The following is a 16,268-nucleotide window of genomic DNA, read 5'->3' as shown; positions in this document are numbered from 1 at the left end:
GCTCCCAGGAGCCTCACCTGCCGGTGGGGCTCTCCCCCTGTTGTCGGCGCTGTCGAAGACGGGCCTCGGCCTGCTCAAGCACCTCCCAGGCCAAGCGACGAAGGCCGACCTCCCCCTCGGTCATGGCCTCGAGCAGGGCTCGCTTTTCCTTCAGATAGAGGCGTGCAAATCCCGGGTCATGCTCGACGATAGAGCCGGTGTTGTGGATCAGGTCGGCGTACTTGATGGTCTGAGCGCGGGCACCGGCTTGTGCCAGACGCTCCAGCGCCAAGCGCTTGCGCACGGCGCGGTTGCCCACCTCAGGCCCTTCGAGATCGCTTAGCGCCAACACCAGCGCGGCCACCTCTTCCCCGAAGTTGTCGCCCAGTGTCTGGGCCGTCACCTGGGTGTCCTCCAGTACATCGTGCAACCAGGCGGCGGCAACCATGGCGGGGTCGCCGGGGCAGTGGCGGCTGACCAGCGCGGCCACAGCGGCGGGATGCTCGATGTAGGGGGTGTCCAGGTACTTGCGCCGCTGACCGATGGCGCCGTGAGCCGCCGTGGCGAAGAGCCGCGCCGCCTCAACGGTGTCGATGCCCGAGATCTCGCTTGCGTCGCTGGAGGGTGTGTCCACGCTGTCGCTCCCGTGTCGTTTCTTTATCGTGCGCCCCGGTCAGGCCCATTGCCGGTCCAGCACCTTTTGCTGATTGAGACCTCGGCCGCCGCGGCTTAGGCTGTCAGACCCGACCCCAAGACGCCACCAGGCGCTCCCCTGGCCGACCAGGAACCGCCATCAAAGGAACTGCCATGAAACGCGAAACCCTCGCCCTGCACCACGGCTACGCCCCTGACGACCAGCACTCTGTCGCGGTCCCGATCCACCAGACCACCTCGTTTTCCTTCGATGATGCCCAGCATGCCGCCGACTTGTTCGATCTCAAGGTCGAGGGCAACATCTATTCGCGCATCATGAACCCCACCTGCGCGGTGCTGGAAAATCGCGTGGCCGCCCTGGAAGGTGGTATCGCCGGCCTGGCGGTGGCCTCCGGCATGGCCGCCATTACCTATACCATCCAGACGCTTGCCGAAAGCGGCGACAATATCGTCTCGATCAGCGAACTCTACGGCGGTACCTACAACCTCTTTGCCCACACCCTGCCGCGCCAGGGCATCGAGGTCCGCTTCGCCGACAAGGACGACCTCGCCGGCATCGCCGAGCGCATCGATGAGCGTACCAAGGCGGTGTTCTGCGAAAGTATCGGCAACCCTTCGGGCAGTGTGGTGGACATCGCCGCACTCGCCCAGGTGGCCCACGACAACGGTGTCCCGCTGATCGTCGACAACACCGTGGCCACGCCCTTCCTGTGGCGACCGATCGAACACGGCGCCGATATCGTGGTGCACTCCGCGACCAAGTATATCGGTGGCCACGGCACCACCGTGGGTGGCGTGATCGTCGATTCCGGTCGCTTCCCCTGGGCCAGCCATGCCGAACGCTTTGCGCTGCTCAACGAGCCCGACCCCTCCTATCACGGCATCAGCTATACCCGAGACGTCGGCGACGCGGCCTTTATCGCCCGCGCCCGGGTCGTGCCACTGCGCAACATGGGGGCGGCCCTCAGCGCCCAGGCCGCCTGGAATCTGCTGCAGGGTCTCGAGACACTGGCGCTGCGTATCGAGCGCATCTGTGCCAACACCCAGACTATCGCCGAGTACCTCGAGGGCCACGAGGCGGTGTCCTGGGTCAAGTACGCTGGCCTTTCACATCACAAGGACCACGAGCTGGCCAAGCGCTACATGAACGGCCAGGCCTCCGGCATCTTGAGCTTCGGCATCAAGGGCGGACGAGACGCCGGGGTGCGCTTCTACGACGCGCTCGGGCTGATCCTTCGACTGGTCAATATCGGTGACGCCAAGACCTGCTCGGCGATTCCGGCGGTGACCACCCATCGCCAGCTCAATGACGAGGAACTGGCCGCCGCCGGGGTCACCGCGGACATGGTGCGCCTGTCTGTCGGCATCGAGCATGTCGACGATCTGATGGCGGACCTGGACCAGGCGCTCAAGGCGTCTCAGGGCTAGCCCGGGCGGTAGAAGCGCAGCAGGTGTAGGTGACAGCGTCCATCCACAGGGATGGACGTTCCTCTTTTTGTATCCAGCCCGAGCTTTATATCTAGCCGGAGCCCGGCACTGGTAGCCCCACCGGGGTCGGCGACGGTGGCAGCCAATCGCCCTTGATCAGGGCTTCGGCCGGGCGGTAGAAGCGTAAGGTATACGTCCATCCCGGGGCGATCGCCAGGTGGTTGGGTGCCTGGGGGTCGCCGCCAAAGTGGAGGGTTACCGAACCATCCTCGTTGGCGTCGGCCTCGACACTGGTCAGGGAGTGCGCCCCTTCGGCGCCCTCGATCAGACGCCCTCTGGCGTCATAGACGGTCACCGACCAGAACCCGGTGACCGGCACGTCCACCGGCAGAATCAGCACCTGAGGCGTCTCGCCATCATTGTGAAGCGGGCTGACGGTGACGTAGTAGGCGTCCTCGATGGGCTGGCCCAACCAACCCGCGGCCGTCCCCCACAGATGCCGCACCGGGTCGACGCTGTCTTCGGCGCCAAACATGCCGTGGCTGCCGGAGATAAAGGGCGACAGACCAAGCACCGCCTCTCTTACCTCGCTCAGTCGCTCCATATCCCACTCGGGCAATGACAGCTCTCCCGCGTCATCCTGGGACCACTCGATGGCATCCTGCAGCGCGTTGGCTTCGGCGATGTCCGCGCTCGAGTCGGCGTCCACCTGGGTACGGAACATGACCAGGGCATAGCGCGAACCGACGCTCTCTTCATCCAGCACGATCTCGCGTCCGCCGTAGGACATCATCGGGGTGTAGTGGTCCTGGTTGACCACCTGCATGGACTGCAGTCGGGTGGCGCTGGCCGGGGCGGTGAAGGTCACCGGTGAGGCCAGATCAAAGACGCCGACGCTGTGCAGGATATCCCGATTGACCCGAACCACCTCGGCGTCCACCGCCAACGGCGCGCGGTCATGGCGCAGGCTGCCAAAATAGCCATCATCGGCATAGTTCTGGAAGTGGGTGTCGGTCTGCGCCCGCACATAGGTATCCAGATTGACCGCACCGTCCGAGCTGGATGGCTCGGTGGCCTCTGCGGTCGCTGCCACTGCGTTCGAGACCAGGCCGCTTGCCATTGCCAGCAGCAGCCAGGAAAACCGCTTCATTGTCATCCCCGCACCCCGATTGTCGGTCGCGAGCCCTGGCGGCCAGAGCCCTGCCTCTGGCTCAGCATAGCGTCTTCGCGGCACGAAGGACTCAACGGCATGAAAACGGCGGCCCCGAGGGCCGCCGCAGGTCTCACTACTCAGTAAGCAGTGAATTGACGTTTTCAGAGACTGTCAGCTACCGGCGATGGTCATCTCGTCGATCAACCAGCTACCGCTGTGGATGCTGCCACGGGTATCGATATCATCCCCCAGTCCCACCAGACCCTGGAACATGCCTGCCAGGTTGCCGGCGATGGTGAACTCCTCGACGGGATGCTGAATCTGGCCGTTCTCGACCCAGAAACCGGCCGCACCGCGGGAATAGTCACCGGTGACGCCATTGACGCCCTGCCCCATCAGCTCCGTGACCAGTACGCCCCGATCCATCTTCGAGAGCAGCGCCTCGCGGCTTTCCAGCGGCGCCTCGAGGCGCAGGTTGCGTGCCCCGCCGGCGTTGGCGGTGGTCTGCATGCCGAGCCGACGCGCGCTGTAGGCCGACAGCATGTAGCTGGCCAGACGCCCCTGCTCGATAAAGCGATTGTTGCGGGTCTGGACGCCGTCGCCGTCGAACGGACTGCTGGCCATGCCACCCACCAGCATCGGCTGCTCGGCGAGGCTGAACCACTCGGGAAAAAGAGTCTCACCCAGGCGGCCACACAGGAAGGAGGCGTCGCGGTAGATGGCGCCGCCGGCCAGGGCCGACATCAGGTGGCCGATCAGGCCGCTTGCCAGGGTCGGGTCGAACATCACAGGAAAACGCCCGGTCTGGGGGCGCTGCCCCCCGAGGCGCTGTAGCGTACGCTCGGCGGCGCTGCGGCCGACCTCCGCCGGGTCACGCAGCGCCCGTGGATCCCGGGCGCTGGTGTAGTCGTAGTCCCGCTGCATGCCGGATGCGTCCTCGGCGATCAGCAGGCAGGAAAGCGAGTGACGGCTGCCGCGCTGGCTGCCGAGAAAACCATGGCTGTTGGCGTAGACGCGAACGCCCTCGCCGCTCGACAGGCTGGCGCCGTCGGAGCTGCGGATACCCGGCTCGGCCAGGCCCGCCGCCTCGCAGGCAAGCGCCAGCTCTATCGCCTTGTCCGTGTCCAGCGCCCAGGGGTGATGGACGTCGAGATCCGGCAACTCGGTCGCCATCAGCTCGGCGTCGGCAAGCCCGGAGGCAGGATCCTCGCCGGTGTAGCGGGCGATGGCGATGGCCTTCTCGACCACGCTCTTGATCGAGGCGTCGCTGGCATCGGTGGACGAGGCGCTGCCCTTGCGCTTGCCCAGATAGACGGTGACGGCGATGCCCTGATCGCGGGACAGCTCCACCGACTCCACATCGCCCTCGCGCACGCTTACACCGGTGCCCTGATCGACGCTGGCGCCGACCTCGCAGGCATCCGCACCCAGTCGCCGAGCAAGCTCGAGCGCGGTCTCGGCACGACTTTCCAGCACCGCCTGCTGGGCTCTGGCATCAAACGCCTGTGTCATCTTGTTACTCCTTGTCCGACCATAGGGGTCGGCTGAGACTGTCATCCTGCGGCGCCTCGGGCGTCACAGGCTGGTATACTTTCGCGGACGTCGCGCCCGGCGCGACCACCGCCTTTTCGATTTTCCCCGATGCCTTCACCAGGGACCCGGTATGACCCAGGATGACCTTTCCCCCGACGACCGCCCCAGCAAGTCCCAGCTCAAGCGGGAGATGCACGAGCTGCAGGCGCTGGGCGAGCGCTTCATCGCGATGAAGCCCGAGGAGCGCGCCCGCTTCCCGCTGTCGGACGATCTGCTTCGCGCCATCGACGAGACCGACCGCATTCGTGCCCGCGAGGCCAGACGCCGCCATATGCAGTACGTCGGCAAGCTGATGCGCAAGGAAGACCTGGAGGCCATCCAGGCGGTCTTCGACGACATCGAGAAGGCTCAGGTCCAGCGCGACCATGCCTTCCTGCGCCTGGAAAAGTGGCGTGATCGCCTGATCGAAGAAGGTGATGACGCCGTCGAACCCTTCCTCGAAGACTATCCCCAGGCCGATCGCCAGGCGCTGCGTCAGCTGATCCGCAACGCCCGCAAGGAGCGCGAGCAGAACAAGCCCCCCACCAACGCCAAGCGGCTTTACAAGCTATTGCGTGATACCGCAGGGATCTAACCGCCGGGCTCGAGGGCCAGTCTGACGAGTGACTGCGCTCGACGGCGTTACCGCCACCGCCCTAGGGCTTGTCTGAAAAGTGCCTAGGTCCTGCATGCTCCGCCTTGGCGCCGACACCTCCGTCGGCGCCGCCTTGTCGCTCAGCCAGCTTGCCTCGGCTGTATCAGGATTGGGTGCCACCCACGGTCAACTCGTCGAGCTTGAGGGTCGGCTGACCGACGCCCACCGGCACCCCCTGTCCTTCCTTGCCGCACACCCCGATACCGGTGTCCAGTTCCATGTCGTGGCCGATCATCGAGACCTGGCCCATCGCTTCGGGGCCATTGCCGATCAGCGTCGCCCCCTTGACCGGCGCGGTGATCCGACCGTCCTCGATCAGGTAGGCTTCGCTGGCCGAGAACACGAACTTGCCCGAGGTGATGTCCACCTGACCGCCGCCGAAGCTGACCGCGTAAAGCCCGCGCGAGACGCTCTTGATGATGTCCTGGGGGTCGTCCATGCCGGCGCGCATGTAGGTATTGGTCATGCGCGGCATCGGCATATGGGCGAAGGATTCGCGACGGGCGTTACCGGTGGGCGCCATGCCCATCAGGCGGGCGTTCAGCTTGTCCTGCATGTAGCCGGTAAGGATGCCGTCCTCGATCAGGGTGGTGCATTGGCTGGGGGTGCCCTCGTCGTCCACCGACATCGAACCACGGCGATCCATCAGGGTGCCGTCGTCGACCACGGTAACGCCGGGCGACGCCACTCGCTCGCCGATACGGCCGGCGAAGGCCGAGCTGCCCTTGCGATTGAAGTCACCCTCGAGGCCATGGCCCACCGCCTCGTGCAGCAGGATGCCGGGCCAGCCGGCCCCCAGCACCACCGGCATCTGTCCGGCGGGGGCATCGGTCGCCTCCAGGTTGACCAGCGCCTGACGCACCGCTTCCTTGGCGTAGGTCTCGGCGACGCCTTCGTCGCGCAGCCTCGCCATGGGGTAGCGGCCGCCACCACCGGCACTGCCGCGTTCACGCCGACCGTTCTTGACCGCAATGACACTGACATTGAGCCTCACCAGCGGGCGCACGTCGGCGGCGACGGTGCCGTCACTGGCGCTGACCAGTACCACTTCGTAGACGCCGGACAGCGAGGCGCTGACCTGGGACACGCTGGGATCGGCAGCCCGGGCCACCCGGTCGGCCAGCTTGAGCATGGCGACCTTGTCTTCGGCCGACAGCCCTGACAGCGGGTCGATGCCCGCGTAGCGCGGCTCGGCACTGACCTGGATGCGTGGCGCCTGGGTCAGGGTGGCGCCGCTGCGCACGATGCCCGAAGCGGTGCGGCCCGTCTCGGCCAGGGCATCGGCGTTGATCTGGTTGGAGTAGGCGAAGCCGGTCTTCTCGCCGGCCATGGCGCGCACCCCGACGCCACCGTCGATGTTGTAGCTGGCTTCCTTGACCTCGCCGTCCTCCAGCACCCAGCCCTCTTGCCAGGTCCGCTGAAAGTACAGATCGGCGTAGTCGATGCCAGGGCCCAGAGCGTGCCGGAGACCCGTGTCGAGACCGCCGAGATCGAGGCCTCCCGGGGTCAACAGGGTGGCCACGGCCTCATCGAAGGATGCAGCTTGAGATGTCATTGAGCACTTTCCAGAGTGATCCGGGGCGAGGTCCAGGGACCCTGCACCAGATAGTGAATTCGCGTCACCCGGTCGATGACGTCGCCGAACAGCTTGTCGGCCACAAACAGGGCACCGCCCACGACGGGCGCCCCTACGGCCACGGCTGCCAGCGGCAGGTTGTTGCTGACCGGCACGGTCACGCCGAGCATCAGGTCGAGCTGACGTCGCGCCAGGTCGGCGGAGCCGTCCAGGGTAAAGTCGGTGGCGGGGCCATCGATACGAATCGGCCCTTCGGTTTCCAACACTCCACCATACAGGGTCGCGGCACCACTGACACGGTCGAAGGCGGTACCCTCACCGGTGACGTCCGAGAAATCCAGACGCAGGCGCCGCAGCAGGTTGTCGACGTTGAGCAGTCCCACCACCTTGGCCGAGGGCGAGCTGATATTGGCAAAGGTCCCGTCGACCATATCGACGTTCAGGCTACCGCGTGATCGGGCCAGCGCAAACTGCCAGGGGGCCCCCGGCCAGGCCAGCTGACTGTCCACATCGAGTCTTTCGGCGCGTACCGCCACGTCCTGCCCGAGCGCCGCCAGCGCGGTCCCGGGATCGCCCCCGGTGAGCGCCAGTCGCGAGCGCGTCAGGCTGGCCTGACTACCGGAGGCCTCCCATACCAGCGACCCCTCTGCCGTGACCTCGCCCAGGGTGAGGGATACCGGCTCGACCGACAGCCGATCACTGCTGGAACGCCATGCGCCGTTGAAGGGCCCGACCCGATTGCCCTGGTACACGATATCGTCGATGGTGAGACGCCCGTCGGGCAGCTCGCGCACTCGCTGCGGGAAGGCCGCAGGCGCGCTGGCGACCTCAAGCTCACCGAACAGCGAGCCGGACTCGGCACCCTGAACCGCCGTTTGCCCGCTCTCGGGAATCAAGTTGTCCAGCACCAATCGATCGAGATCGAGCACCAATGGCTGGGTAGTACCCGGGCGGTAGGTCACCTGGCCGTCGACCAGGCTTCCGCCGAGCGCCGCCTGCCACTGCCTGGCGCCTCGGCTGAAGCGGGGACTGGCGTCGATGGTCAGCGTGCCGAGACAACGATCGCCGTCGCTCAGGCAGTCGGTTCGGGCCTCCAGGCGTGACAGTCCCGCCCCGCCGCCGCCACTGGAGCCGCCCTCCGGCATGGCGCCGGCCAGTGGTTTCAGGGCGTCGGCCCAGGCGCCCAGATCGAGTCGCTGCAGATAGGCCAGCACCGACCAGCCCGGCTCACCGGGCCAAGCGCCAGGTGCCGCCCGACCGACCCACAGCTGACCCTGGCTGCCGCCGGGCCCGGCGGCGCGCCAACGGGCGCCGACATCGCGCCCGTACTGGCCGCTCAACACCGGAGAATCGCCGAGGCTCAGGTCCAGCTTGAGCGGTACCGTCTGGGTGGCACGCTTGCCCAGCGGTGCCGGTAGTTCGATCGACAGCCCCTCCAGGGTGCTTTCCAGCGACAGACGCTGGGCATCGAGCTCAAGCCGGCCTTGCCAGGGGAAGGAGCCCGACAGCAGTACCCCAGGCTCGAGCCCCGCCCAGTCCAGCAGCGCCGGCGCATCGGCGCGTCCGGACAGCGCCACGCTATCGTTGCGGCCCTGAAGGTCGGCCGCCACGCTACCACCGAGCACCTGGCCCTCAAGACGACCGGACAATCCACCTTCTTCGCCCTGCTGGGACCAGGTCAGGGGGCCGCTGACGTTCTCGAACTCGAGCTCGGTGCCCTGATGCACGACCCTCGACGCCCGGGCGTCGGCCTCGACCTTCAGGTCCAGGGCATCCGGGTCGGCCATCGGCAGCGACAGCGACAACTGGCCAGTCACACTACCCTCGCCGCGCCAGTTACTGGCGGCCTCGGCGCCCTCCACCGGCATCTCTTCAAGAAATGCCAGCAACTGCGTCAGCGACGCCGACAGCGGCCCTTCGACGCTGAGGACCTCGTCGGCCAGTTTGACGCTGGCGCCTTCGGTCTTCACGCCCTGGCTCTCGGCATGGTCGACGCGCGCCTCCAGACTGTCATCCTCGACGGACAGGTGGCCGCTGACGTTGGTAAGCGCCGGCCAGCCTTCGGCGTAGGGCACCCGCCCCTCGACGATATCCAGATCCAGGCTGAGACTGCTGTCGAGCTTCTCGCTGTCGAGGTCGTCCTGCTCACGCAGCGGCACGTGCAGGCGCAGCTGCCCCTGGGGCACCCGCCCGGCCAGACCACTGGCCAGCCAGTCCGCGAGTTCGGCGTCCACATCGTTGCGCAACAGCGGCATCGGCAACCACTCGCTCAAGGCGATATCCCGGGCGTTGACGTCGCGCATGTCCAGCTCAAGACCGAAGCCGCCGCGACGATCGGCGGCGATGGCCAGACCAAAGCCCCCTTCCACCTCGGCGTCGCGCCAGCCGACCTTGAGGTCGCGTCCACTGACGAAGCTGCGCGGCCCGTCGTAGGACCAGATCACCTCGCCGGTGGCGTAGTCGAGCTGCATGGGGGCGGCAAACAGCTCAGGGAAATGCATCGATGCCTGGCCAGCGTCGACGAAGTCCACTCGACCACGGGTGCCGTCGGCTTCCACCCAGACATCCAGCGGGCCGCCGCCGGGCGCACTCTCCCAGGGATCGACCTCGACCCCCAGCGCGCTGACCCGGGCACGCCATTCGTCATCGAGCCTGCCAAAGCCCAGCCCGGTCACCTGACCGCGGGGCTTCAAGGCGTCCACCGCCCGGGCCAGGCCCTCAGGCAGGCGCAGACGCTCGCGCCACTGCGCCAGTGCACCCAGCTCGAAGCCGCTGGCGTTGGCCCACCAGCCGTTTTCACGACTTTCCACGTGCCAGTACTGGGGCAAGGCGCCACCTTCCGGCGCGGTTTCGCCGTCGTCGCCGGTCCAGCTCACGTCTTCGGCGTCACCCTCGAACCAGGCCTCCCAGTCATCGACGTCGCGTCTCAGCCACTGACCGCGCAATTCGGCCCCGTTGAGCACGATGCCACCAGGCGAGCCCTCGCCCATCTCCTGGGCGACCGCTGTCGCCATCTCGTCGCGCTGATTGAGCGCCAGGCGCGGTGCCAGTACATCGAGGCGCACATCCGCCAGGCGTCCGTTATCCCAGCGCGCCCAGACGGTGGCGTCCCCGCTGGCCTCGTCGAAACGCAGCACGTCCTCGATGCCGATCAGTCGTGACAAGCCGGTCAGGCTGTCGAGCTGCATGGTGCCCTGCAGGGCGGCGCTGAAATTGCTCGCCTCGCGACTGCCCGGCGTCAAGGCCATGACGATCTCCATGGCCTCGGCGTCGCGATCCTCGATGAATACCTCACCCTCGATATGGGTGCGCATCTCATCGCCGGTCATCAACAGCCGCGGCGCATGCAGGGTGGTCACCTCGCGGCGCCCGTGCAGCACCACGCGCAGGTCATCGACCCAGGCACGTTGGCGCAGCATGACGCCGACCCAGAAGTCCAGACGCTCGAGGTCAAACTGCCCTTCGGGCATCAGTTCGGGGGGGATACGCGCCGGCTGTGGCCACAGCCAACGACGTTCGCGGTCCTGATAAAGATGGAGGGTGACGCCCTGGAAGTGGGCCTTGTCGACCACCGGCAGCCCCTCGTCGAGGCTCGCCAGGGTGTCCAGGCGCACTTCACCGCGCTCGACCTGCAACAACGGATAGCTGCCCGTGGCGTCTTCGGCCTCGAGTCGCAGCCCGTCAAGGGTCAAGCCGGGGTCGAGGCCATGCAGACTGCCTTCGAGACTCACCAGATGGGTCTCCGCCTCGAAGCGTGACGCTATCATCTCGACCAGTCGACCCTCGAGGCGATCGACCTGGCCCAGCGACACGCGCAGCACCAGCGACAGCAGCGCGGCCATCGCCAGCACTACCGCCACCAGCGTCAACAACCAGCGAGTCAGCAGGCGGATCGGCCTCATCGGATCACATCAGCACGATGTCGTACTGCTCCTGGGAATAGTGGGTCTCGACCTGAAAACGAATGGTCTTGCCGATAAATTCCTCGAGATCGGCGACCGCGGCCGACTCCTCGTCGAGCAGTCGGTCCACCACCGCCTGGGAGGCCAGCACCGCGTAGGTTTCGGCATTGTAGGCGCGCTCTTCACGCAGGATCTCGCGAAAGATCTCGTAGCACACCGATTCCGGCGTCTTGAGGGTGCCCCTGCCCTGGCAGGAGGGACACGGCTCGCACAGGGTCTGCTCGAGGCTTTCACGGGTGCGCTTGCGGGTCAGCTGTACCAGCCCGAGCTCAGTGACGCCGGTGCATTTGGTCTTGGCGTGATCCCGTTCCAGCGACTTCTCGAGCATCCTCAGCACCTGGCGCTGGTGCTCGGTGTCCACCATATCGATGAAGTCGATGATGATGATGCCGCCGAGATTGCGCAGACGCAGTTGACGGGCGATGGCGGTGGCCGCTTCGAGGTTGGTCTTGAAGATGGTTTCTTCGAGGTTGCGGTGACCAACGTAGGCGCCGGTGTTGACGTCGATGGTGGTCATCGCCTCGGTGGGGTCGATCACCAGATAGCCGCCGGACTTGAGCTGGACCTTGCGCGCCAGCGCCTTCTGGATCTCGTCCTCGACGCTGTACAGATCGAAGATCGGTCGCTCGCCGGCGTAATGTTCGATGCGTCCCACCGCCGAGGGCATGAACTCCTCGGCGAACTCGACCAGCTTGACGTGGTTTTCGCGGGAGTCGATGCGCACCTTCTCGATATCGTCGCGCATGACGTCGCGCAGGGTGCGCATGAACAACGGCAGATCGTCGTAGATGACGCTGGGCGCCGGCGCGGTCAGCCGGCGTTCGCTGACCTTGCGCCACAGCCGCAGCAGGAAGTGCATGTCGGCGACCATCTCCTCGAGCGTCACGCCCTCGGCGGCGGTGCGCACGATAAAGCCACCGGAGACCTCGATCTGCTGCTCGGCCGCGGCTTCCTCGACCAGACCGCGCAGGCGCTCGCGCTCGGTCTCGTCCTCGATGCGTTGGGACACGCCGTTATGAGGCGAGTCCGGCATGTACACCAGGTAGCGCGACGGTACCGACAAGTGGGTGGTCAGGCGAGCGCCCTTGGAGCCGATGGGGTCCTTGGTGACCTGAACCACCAGCGACTGGCCTTCATGCAAGAGCTGCGAGATGGACGGCTGGTCATCACCGTTGGCGCTGTGCTCACCGACATCGTGGGCGTGAATGAAGGCTGCACGAGACAGGCCAATATCGACAAAGGCCGCCTGCATGCCGGGCAGTACCCTCACCACCTTGCCCTGGTAGATATTGCCGACGATGCCACGACGCCTGGCCCTCTCTATGAAGGCCTCCTGCAGCACGCCGTTCTCCACCACGGCCACGCGGGTTTCCATGGGCGTCAGGTTGATGAGTACTTCACCACTCATTCGGCAGTCCTTGTCCTTTGATGTCTCGCGCCATTATGACATAGCCGCTGGCGGTTGCGATGGCGCTGGCGCCGGACCTCCCGTCCGGCTCGACTGAAGCAGCACACGCCTGCCGGTGGCCCAGCGGGTGGCTCGCCGTCTCGTCGAGCGGCGGCGCCACTACACCTTCACGCCACCCTCACGACACCGTCAAAATAAAGCGCCGTTCCACACAGGCACGCGCTGTCGGCGCAGCAGGCTCGCCGTCTCGTAGAGCGGCAGCCCCACCACCGCGGAATAGCTGCCTTCGACGCGCTCGACGAAGATCGAGGCGAGCCCCTGGATGGCGTAACCGCCTGCCTTGTCGGCAGGCTCACCGGTGCGCCAGTAGGCGCGAATCTCGTCGTCCTGGAGCTCACGCATCAGCACATCGCTGACGACCGTTGCCTCGAGCACCCCGGCGGGTCCGCTGACCGCCACCGAGGTCATCACCTGATGCCAGCGCCCGGACAGCGAGCGCAGCATGACAAAGGCGTCCTCGGCGTCGACAGGCTTGCCGAGAATCTCGCCGTCGCGCACTACCGACGTGTCGGAGCCCAGCACCGGCAAGTCGAGGCCCGTCTCACGCCTGGACCTGGACTCAGACCCAGTCTCGGCTTCTGCCCCAGCCACGGCCTTGGCCCGGGCCAGGCGGGCGACGTAATCCCGGGCCGCTTCACCAGGATGCGGCGTCTCGTCGATATCCACCGGCGCGATCTCCACCGCCACACCGATGCTCGCCAGCAGCTCACGCCGCCGGGGCGAGGCAGAGGCCAGGCGCAGCACCGGGGAATTCACATCAGCATCGAGGGGCTCACTCATCGCTTGCGTCTCCAACGCTTTCGTGGGGGCTCAGGTCATGAGGGATTCAGGTCTTGGCGGAACGCCGGCCGATGGCCTTGAACAGGGTCGCCAGCCAGGGCCACAGCGCCGCCCCGATCAACGATGGCATCAGAAACGACAGGTGCATGGAAAACGGGCCGAACAGGGTACGCAGCCACTGTTCCACCAACTGCACCAGTCCCAGCAGGACGAAGATCAGCACCGCCTGCTGGAGCAGCGAGTAGGCCCTGAAGCGGGGATATACCAGCGCCGAGAGGAAGGCCAGCAACGACAGCGTCAGCGCGCTCTGCCCGAGCGGCGCCCCTTCGATGAGGTCCAGCAGCAGGCCCAGCACGAAACCATGAAAGACGCCCACCCGGTCGGGCTGTGCCATACACCAGTACAACAGCATCAGGCCCAGCCAGTCGGGCCGCCAGACCTGCCAGCCGTCGGCCATGGGCATGACCTGCAGACACAGCGCCAGAGACAGGGTCAACCATACCCACACCAGGCTGACGCGAGGGGTAGCGGCCATCAGTCGTCCTCCTCGTCTTGCTCGGGGGGCGTCAACAGCTCACCCAGGCGGCGGGCTGCCTCGACGGCCTCGGGGTCCAGTTCCGGGTGCCAGCGTCCTCGCGAGACGTCGAGCGCAGGCTCCGGCGGAAACAGCAGAAGGAAGTGACGCGAGCGCTGCAACTGGGCGACGGGAGCGGCGCTGACCGTGGCGAAGGGCTCGCCAGGATCGTGACTGACGTCGCTGACCCTGGCCACCGGATAACCCGCAGGAAAGCGTCCGGCCAGGCCGGAGCTCATCAGCAGGTCACCGACGCGAATGTCGGCGGTATCCGGCACGTGCAGCACCTTCAGCGCGTCGTAGCTGCCGGTACCCTGGATGATGAAGCGAAGCCCGTTGCGATTGACCTGGATCGGCAAGGCGTGACTGGCATCGGTAAGCATCAGCACGCGGCTCGAGTAGGCCGAAAGCTCACTGACCTGACCGGCGATACCGGAGGAGTCCATCACCGGCTGGCCGACATAGACGCCATCGCGGCGGCCACGATCGATCACCATCTGGTGGGTGAAGGGGTCGGGATCCAGCGACAGCAGTTCGGCGGTGAGGTAAGGCACCTCGTGATCCCGGGCGGCGTCGAGCAGCTCGCGCAGGCGCACGTTCTCGGCGGTCAGGCTGGCCATGCGCTGTACCCGATGGGACAGGGTCAGCAGCTGCTCGCGCAGTCGCGCGTTCTCTTCCACCAGCGAGCGTTGCTCGGACAGCGCCAGGGCGCCCCAGTTGAGCACGTCACTGGGCAGACTGACGGCCCACTGGATCGGCGCCACCAGCGTCGACAACTGGGCACGCACCGATTCCATTCGGGTGAAGTGGGTATCGACAAACATCAGCCCGCCCGCGAGCACCGCACACAACAGCATGCGGTACCCGGGCACGGAGCCATGCGAGAACAGCGGTTTGATAGGCCGACTCCCTGGAGGTCCTGGGCCAGACGTCGTCAGTCGCTGGAGAGCAGCTCGAAGGTGTGCTGATCGATCATCTCCAGCGCCTTGCCGCCACCACGTGCCACGCAAGTGAGCGGGTCATCGGCGACCACCACCGGCAGGCCGGTCTCCTCGGCGATCAGCTTGTCCAGATCACGCAGCAGCGCGCCACCACCGGTCAGCACCAGGCCGCGCTCGGCGATGTCTGATGCAAGCTCGGGCGGTGACTGTTCCAGGGCGCTCTTGACCGCCGACACGATGGAGCCCAGCGGCTCCTGCAGGGCGTCGAGGATCTCGTGGGAATTGAGGGTGAAGCTGCGCGGAATGCCTTCGGCCAGGTTGCGACCGCGCACGTCGATTTCGCGCAGCTCGCCGCCCGGATAGGCACAGCCGATCTCTTCCTTGATGCGCTCGGCGGTGGCTTCGCCGATCAGGCTGCCATAGTGGCGCCGTACATAGGAACTGATGGCCTCGTCGAAACGATCGCCGCCGATGCGGATGGACTCGGAATAGACCACGCCATTGAGCGAGATGATGGCGATCTCGGAGGTACCACCACCGATGTCGACAACCATCGAACCCTGCGCCTCTTCCACCGGCAGCCCGGCCCCGATGGCCGCGGCCATGGGTTCCTCGATCAGGAAGACTTCACGGGCACCGGCGCCCTCGGCGGACTCCTTGATGGCGCGACGCTCGACCTGCGTGGACATGCAGGGAACGCACACCAGGACTCGGGGGCTCGGCGTCAGGAAGGTGCTCTGATGCACCTTGCGGATAAAGTACTGGAGCATCTGCTCGGTCACGGTGAAGTCGGCGATGACGCCGTCCTTCATCGGACGAATGGCGGTGATGTTTCCGGGGGTGCGGCCCAGCATGCGCTTGGCATCGGCGCCGACCGCAGCAACGCTGCGCATGTTGCCGGACTGCCGAATCGCGACCACGGAGGGTTCATCCAGGACGATCCCGCGATGACGCACATAGATGAGCGTATTGGCCGTCCCCAGGTCGATCGACAGATCGCTGGAAAACACACCTCGTAAACGTTTGAACATGGATAAAGATACCTAGTGCAGACCGGAAACCCTGTGCGGACGCAAACGGTATCACTGACCCCCCCTAGCGGCAAGCGTGATGCGCGTCTCCCTTGACCGGCAAGACCTGCCCGACGACGCGCGAATGTGGTACCTTCTGCGGTCATTTCATGGACCCCTTCCGTCGAGGAATTGATCATGGCGCTTGAACACGCCGAGGTCCTCCGTGCCGCTCACCTGGCCCGGATCGACCTTTCTGAGAATGACGCAGCCCACTATCACGACGATCTCGGCCGAATCCTGGAGATGGTCGATCAGCTCCAGGCGCTCGACACCGAAGGCGTCGCCCCGCTGGCTCACCCCCTCGATGCCACCCAGCGCCTGCGCGCCGACGAGGTCACCGAGAACGACCAGCGCGAGCACTTCCAGCGCTGCGCTCCCCAGGTCGAGAATGGCCTGTACCTGGTGCCGCGGGTCGTCGAGTGACCCCGCGCCCCACCCTTCTCGACATTGGAT

13 protein-coding genes are annotated in these 16,268 nt (G+C 66.2%); 3 read left to right on the top strand and 10 right to left on the bottom strand.

Going from position 1 to position 16,268, the window contains the following annotated elements; all coding sequences use genetic code 11:
- Positions 1 to 13 precede the first annotated feature (13 nt).
- Positions 14 to 613, bottom strand: coding sequence for an HD domain-containing protein (locus tag KUW00_RS17895; protein WP_315901184.1), 600 nt, complete (start codon positions 611 to 613; stop codon positions 14 to 16).
- Between the two features lie 173 nt (positions 614 to 786).
- Here KUW00_RS17895 and KUW00_RS17890 point away from each other — a divergent pair, with 173 nt between their 5' ends.
- Positions 787 to 2,061, top strand: coding sequence for an O-acetylhomoserine aminocarboxypropyltransferase/cysteine synthase family protein (locus KUW00_RS17890; RefSeq protein ID WP_222569749.1), 1,275 nt, complete (start codon positions 787 to 789; stop codon positions 2,059 to 2,061).
- Positions 2,062 to 2,152: 91 nt separating this feature from the next.
- Here the strand turns inward: KUW00_RS17890 and KUW00_RS17885 are convergent, their stop codons facing one another.
- Together KUW00_RS17885 and pmbA are read right to left on the bottom strand one after the other, a co-directional pair.
- On the bottom strand, positions 2,153 to 3,211 hold the full coding sequence (locus tag KUW00_RS17885; protein ID WP_222569748.1) for a DUF1214 domain-containing protein: 1,059 nt from the start codon (positions 3,209 to 3,211) through the stop codon (positions 2,153 to 2,155).
- 174 nt (positions 3,212 to 3,385) lie between these two features.
- Positions 3,386 to 4,726: a metalloprotease PmbA gene (gene pmbA, locus KUW00_RS17880; protein WP_045993060.1), complete on the bottom strand. Its 1,341-nt coding sequence runs from the start codon at positions 4,724 to 4,726 to the stop codon at positions 3,386 to 3,388.
- Between the two features lie 151 nt (positions 4,727 to 4,877).
- On the opposite strand from pmbA, the gene yjgA reads away from it, so the two are divergent.
- A complete protein-coding gene (gene yjgA / locus KUW00_RS17875) occupies positions 4,878 to 5,381 on the top strand; it encodes a ribosome biogenesis factor YjgA (RefSeq protein WP_045993059.1) in 504 nt (167 codons plus the stop codon).
- Between the two features lie 163 nt (positions 5,382 to 5,544).
- On the opposite strand, the gene tldD is transcribed toward yjgA, so the two are convergent.
- The 7 genes from tldD to KUW00_RS17840 all read right to left on the bottom strand — a co-directional run bounded on the left by tldD (position 5,545) and on the right by KUW00_RS17840 (position 15,773).
- A complete protein-coding gene (gene tldD, locus KUW00_RS17870; RefSeq protein ID WP_222569747.1) occupies positions 5,545 to 6,996 on the bottom strand; it encodes a metalloprotease TldD in 1,452 nt (483 codons plus the stop codon).
- Positions 6,993 to 10,919, bottom strand: a complete 3,927-nt coding sequence (locus KUW00_RS17865; protein WP_222569746.1) for a YhdP family protein — start codon at positions 10,917 to 10,919, stop codon at positions 6,993 to 6,995. Before KUW00_RS17865 ends, tldD begins: the two co-directional genes overlap by 4 nt.
- Before the next feature lie 4 nt (positions 10,920 to 10,923).
- Positions 10,924 to 12,387, bottom strand: coding sequence for a ribonuclease G (rng, locus tag KUW00_RS17860; RefSeq protein ID WP_045993056.1), 1,464 nt, complete (start codon positions 12,385 to 12,387; stop codon positions 10,924 to 10,926).
- A 189-nt stretch (positions 12,388 to 12,576) separates the two neighbouring features.
- Positions 12,577 to 13,227 carry a Maf family protein gene (locus KUW00_RS17855; RefSeq protein WP_222569745.1) on the bottom strand — a complete coding sequence of 217 codons (651 nt, stop codon included), beginning with the start codon at positions 13,225 to 13,227 and terminating at the stop codon, positions 12,577 to 12,579.
- A 46-nt stretch (positions 13,228 to 13,273) separates the two neighbouring features.
- Positions 13,274 to 13,762: a rod shape-determining protein MreD gene (mreD, locus tag KUW00_RS17850; RefSeq protein WP_222569744.1), complete on the bottom strand. Its 489-nt coding sequence runs from the start codon at positions 13,760 to 13,762 to the stop codon at positions 13,274 to 13,276.
- Positions 13,762 to 14,658, bottom strand: a complete 897-nt coding sequence (mreC, locus tag KUW00_RS17845; RefSeq protein WP_045993053.1) for a rod shape-determining protein MreC — start codon at positions 14,656 to 14,658, stop codon at positions 13,762 to 13,764. Before mreC ends, mreD begins: the two co-directional genes overlap by 1 nt.
- A gap of 77 nt (positions 14,659 to 14,735) precedes the next feature.
- Positions 14,736 to 15,773 (bottom strand): rod shape-determining protein, encoded by a 1,038-nt coding sequence (locus tag KUW00_RS17840; protein WP_045993052.1) that lies wholly within the window; start codon positions 15,771 to 15,773, stop codon positions 14,736 to 14,738.
- 177 nt (positions 15,774 to 15,950) lie between these two features.
- On the opposite strand from KUW00_RS17840, the gene gatC reads away from it, so the two are divergent.
- Entirely contained in the window at positions 15,951 to 16,238 is a 288-nt protein-coding gene (gatC, locus tag KUW00_RS17835; RefSeq protein WP_045993051.1) for an Asp-tRNA(Asn)/Glu-tRNA(Gln) amidotransferase subunit GatC, read from the top strand.
- Positions 16,239 to 16,268 lie beyond the last annotated feature (30 nt).

The organism is Halomonas sp. DP5N14-9 (assembly GCF_019802175.1).
Classification (GTDB): Bacteria; Pseudomonadota; Gammaproteobacteria; order Pseudomonadales; family Halomonadaceae; genus Halomonas; species Halomonas litopenaei.
The sequence above is the reverse complement of the archived record's forward strand: the minus strand, read 5'-3'. Positions and strand labels throughout refer to the sequence as shown.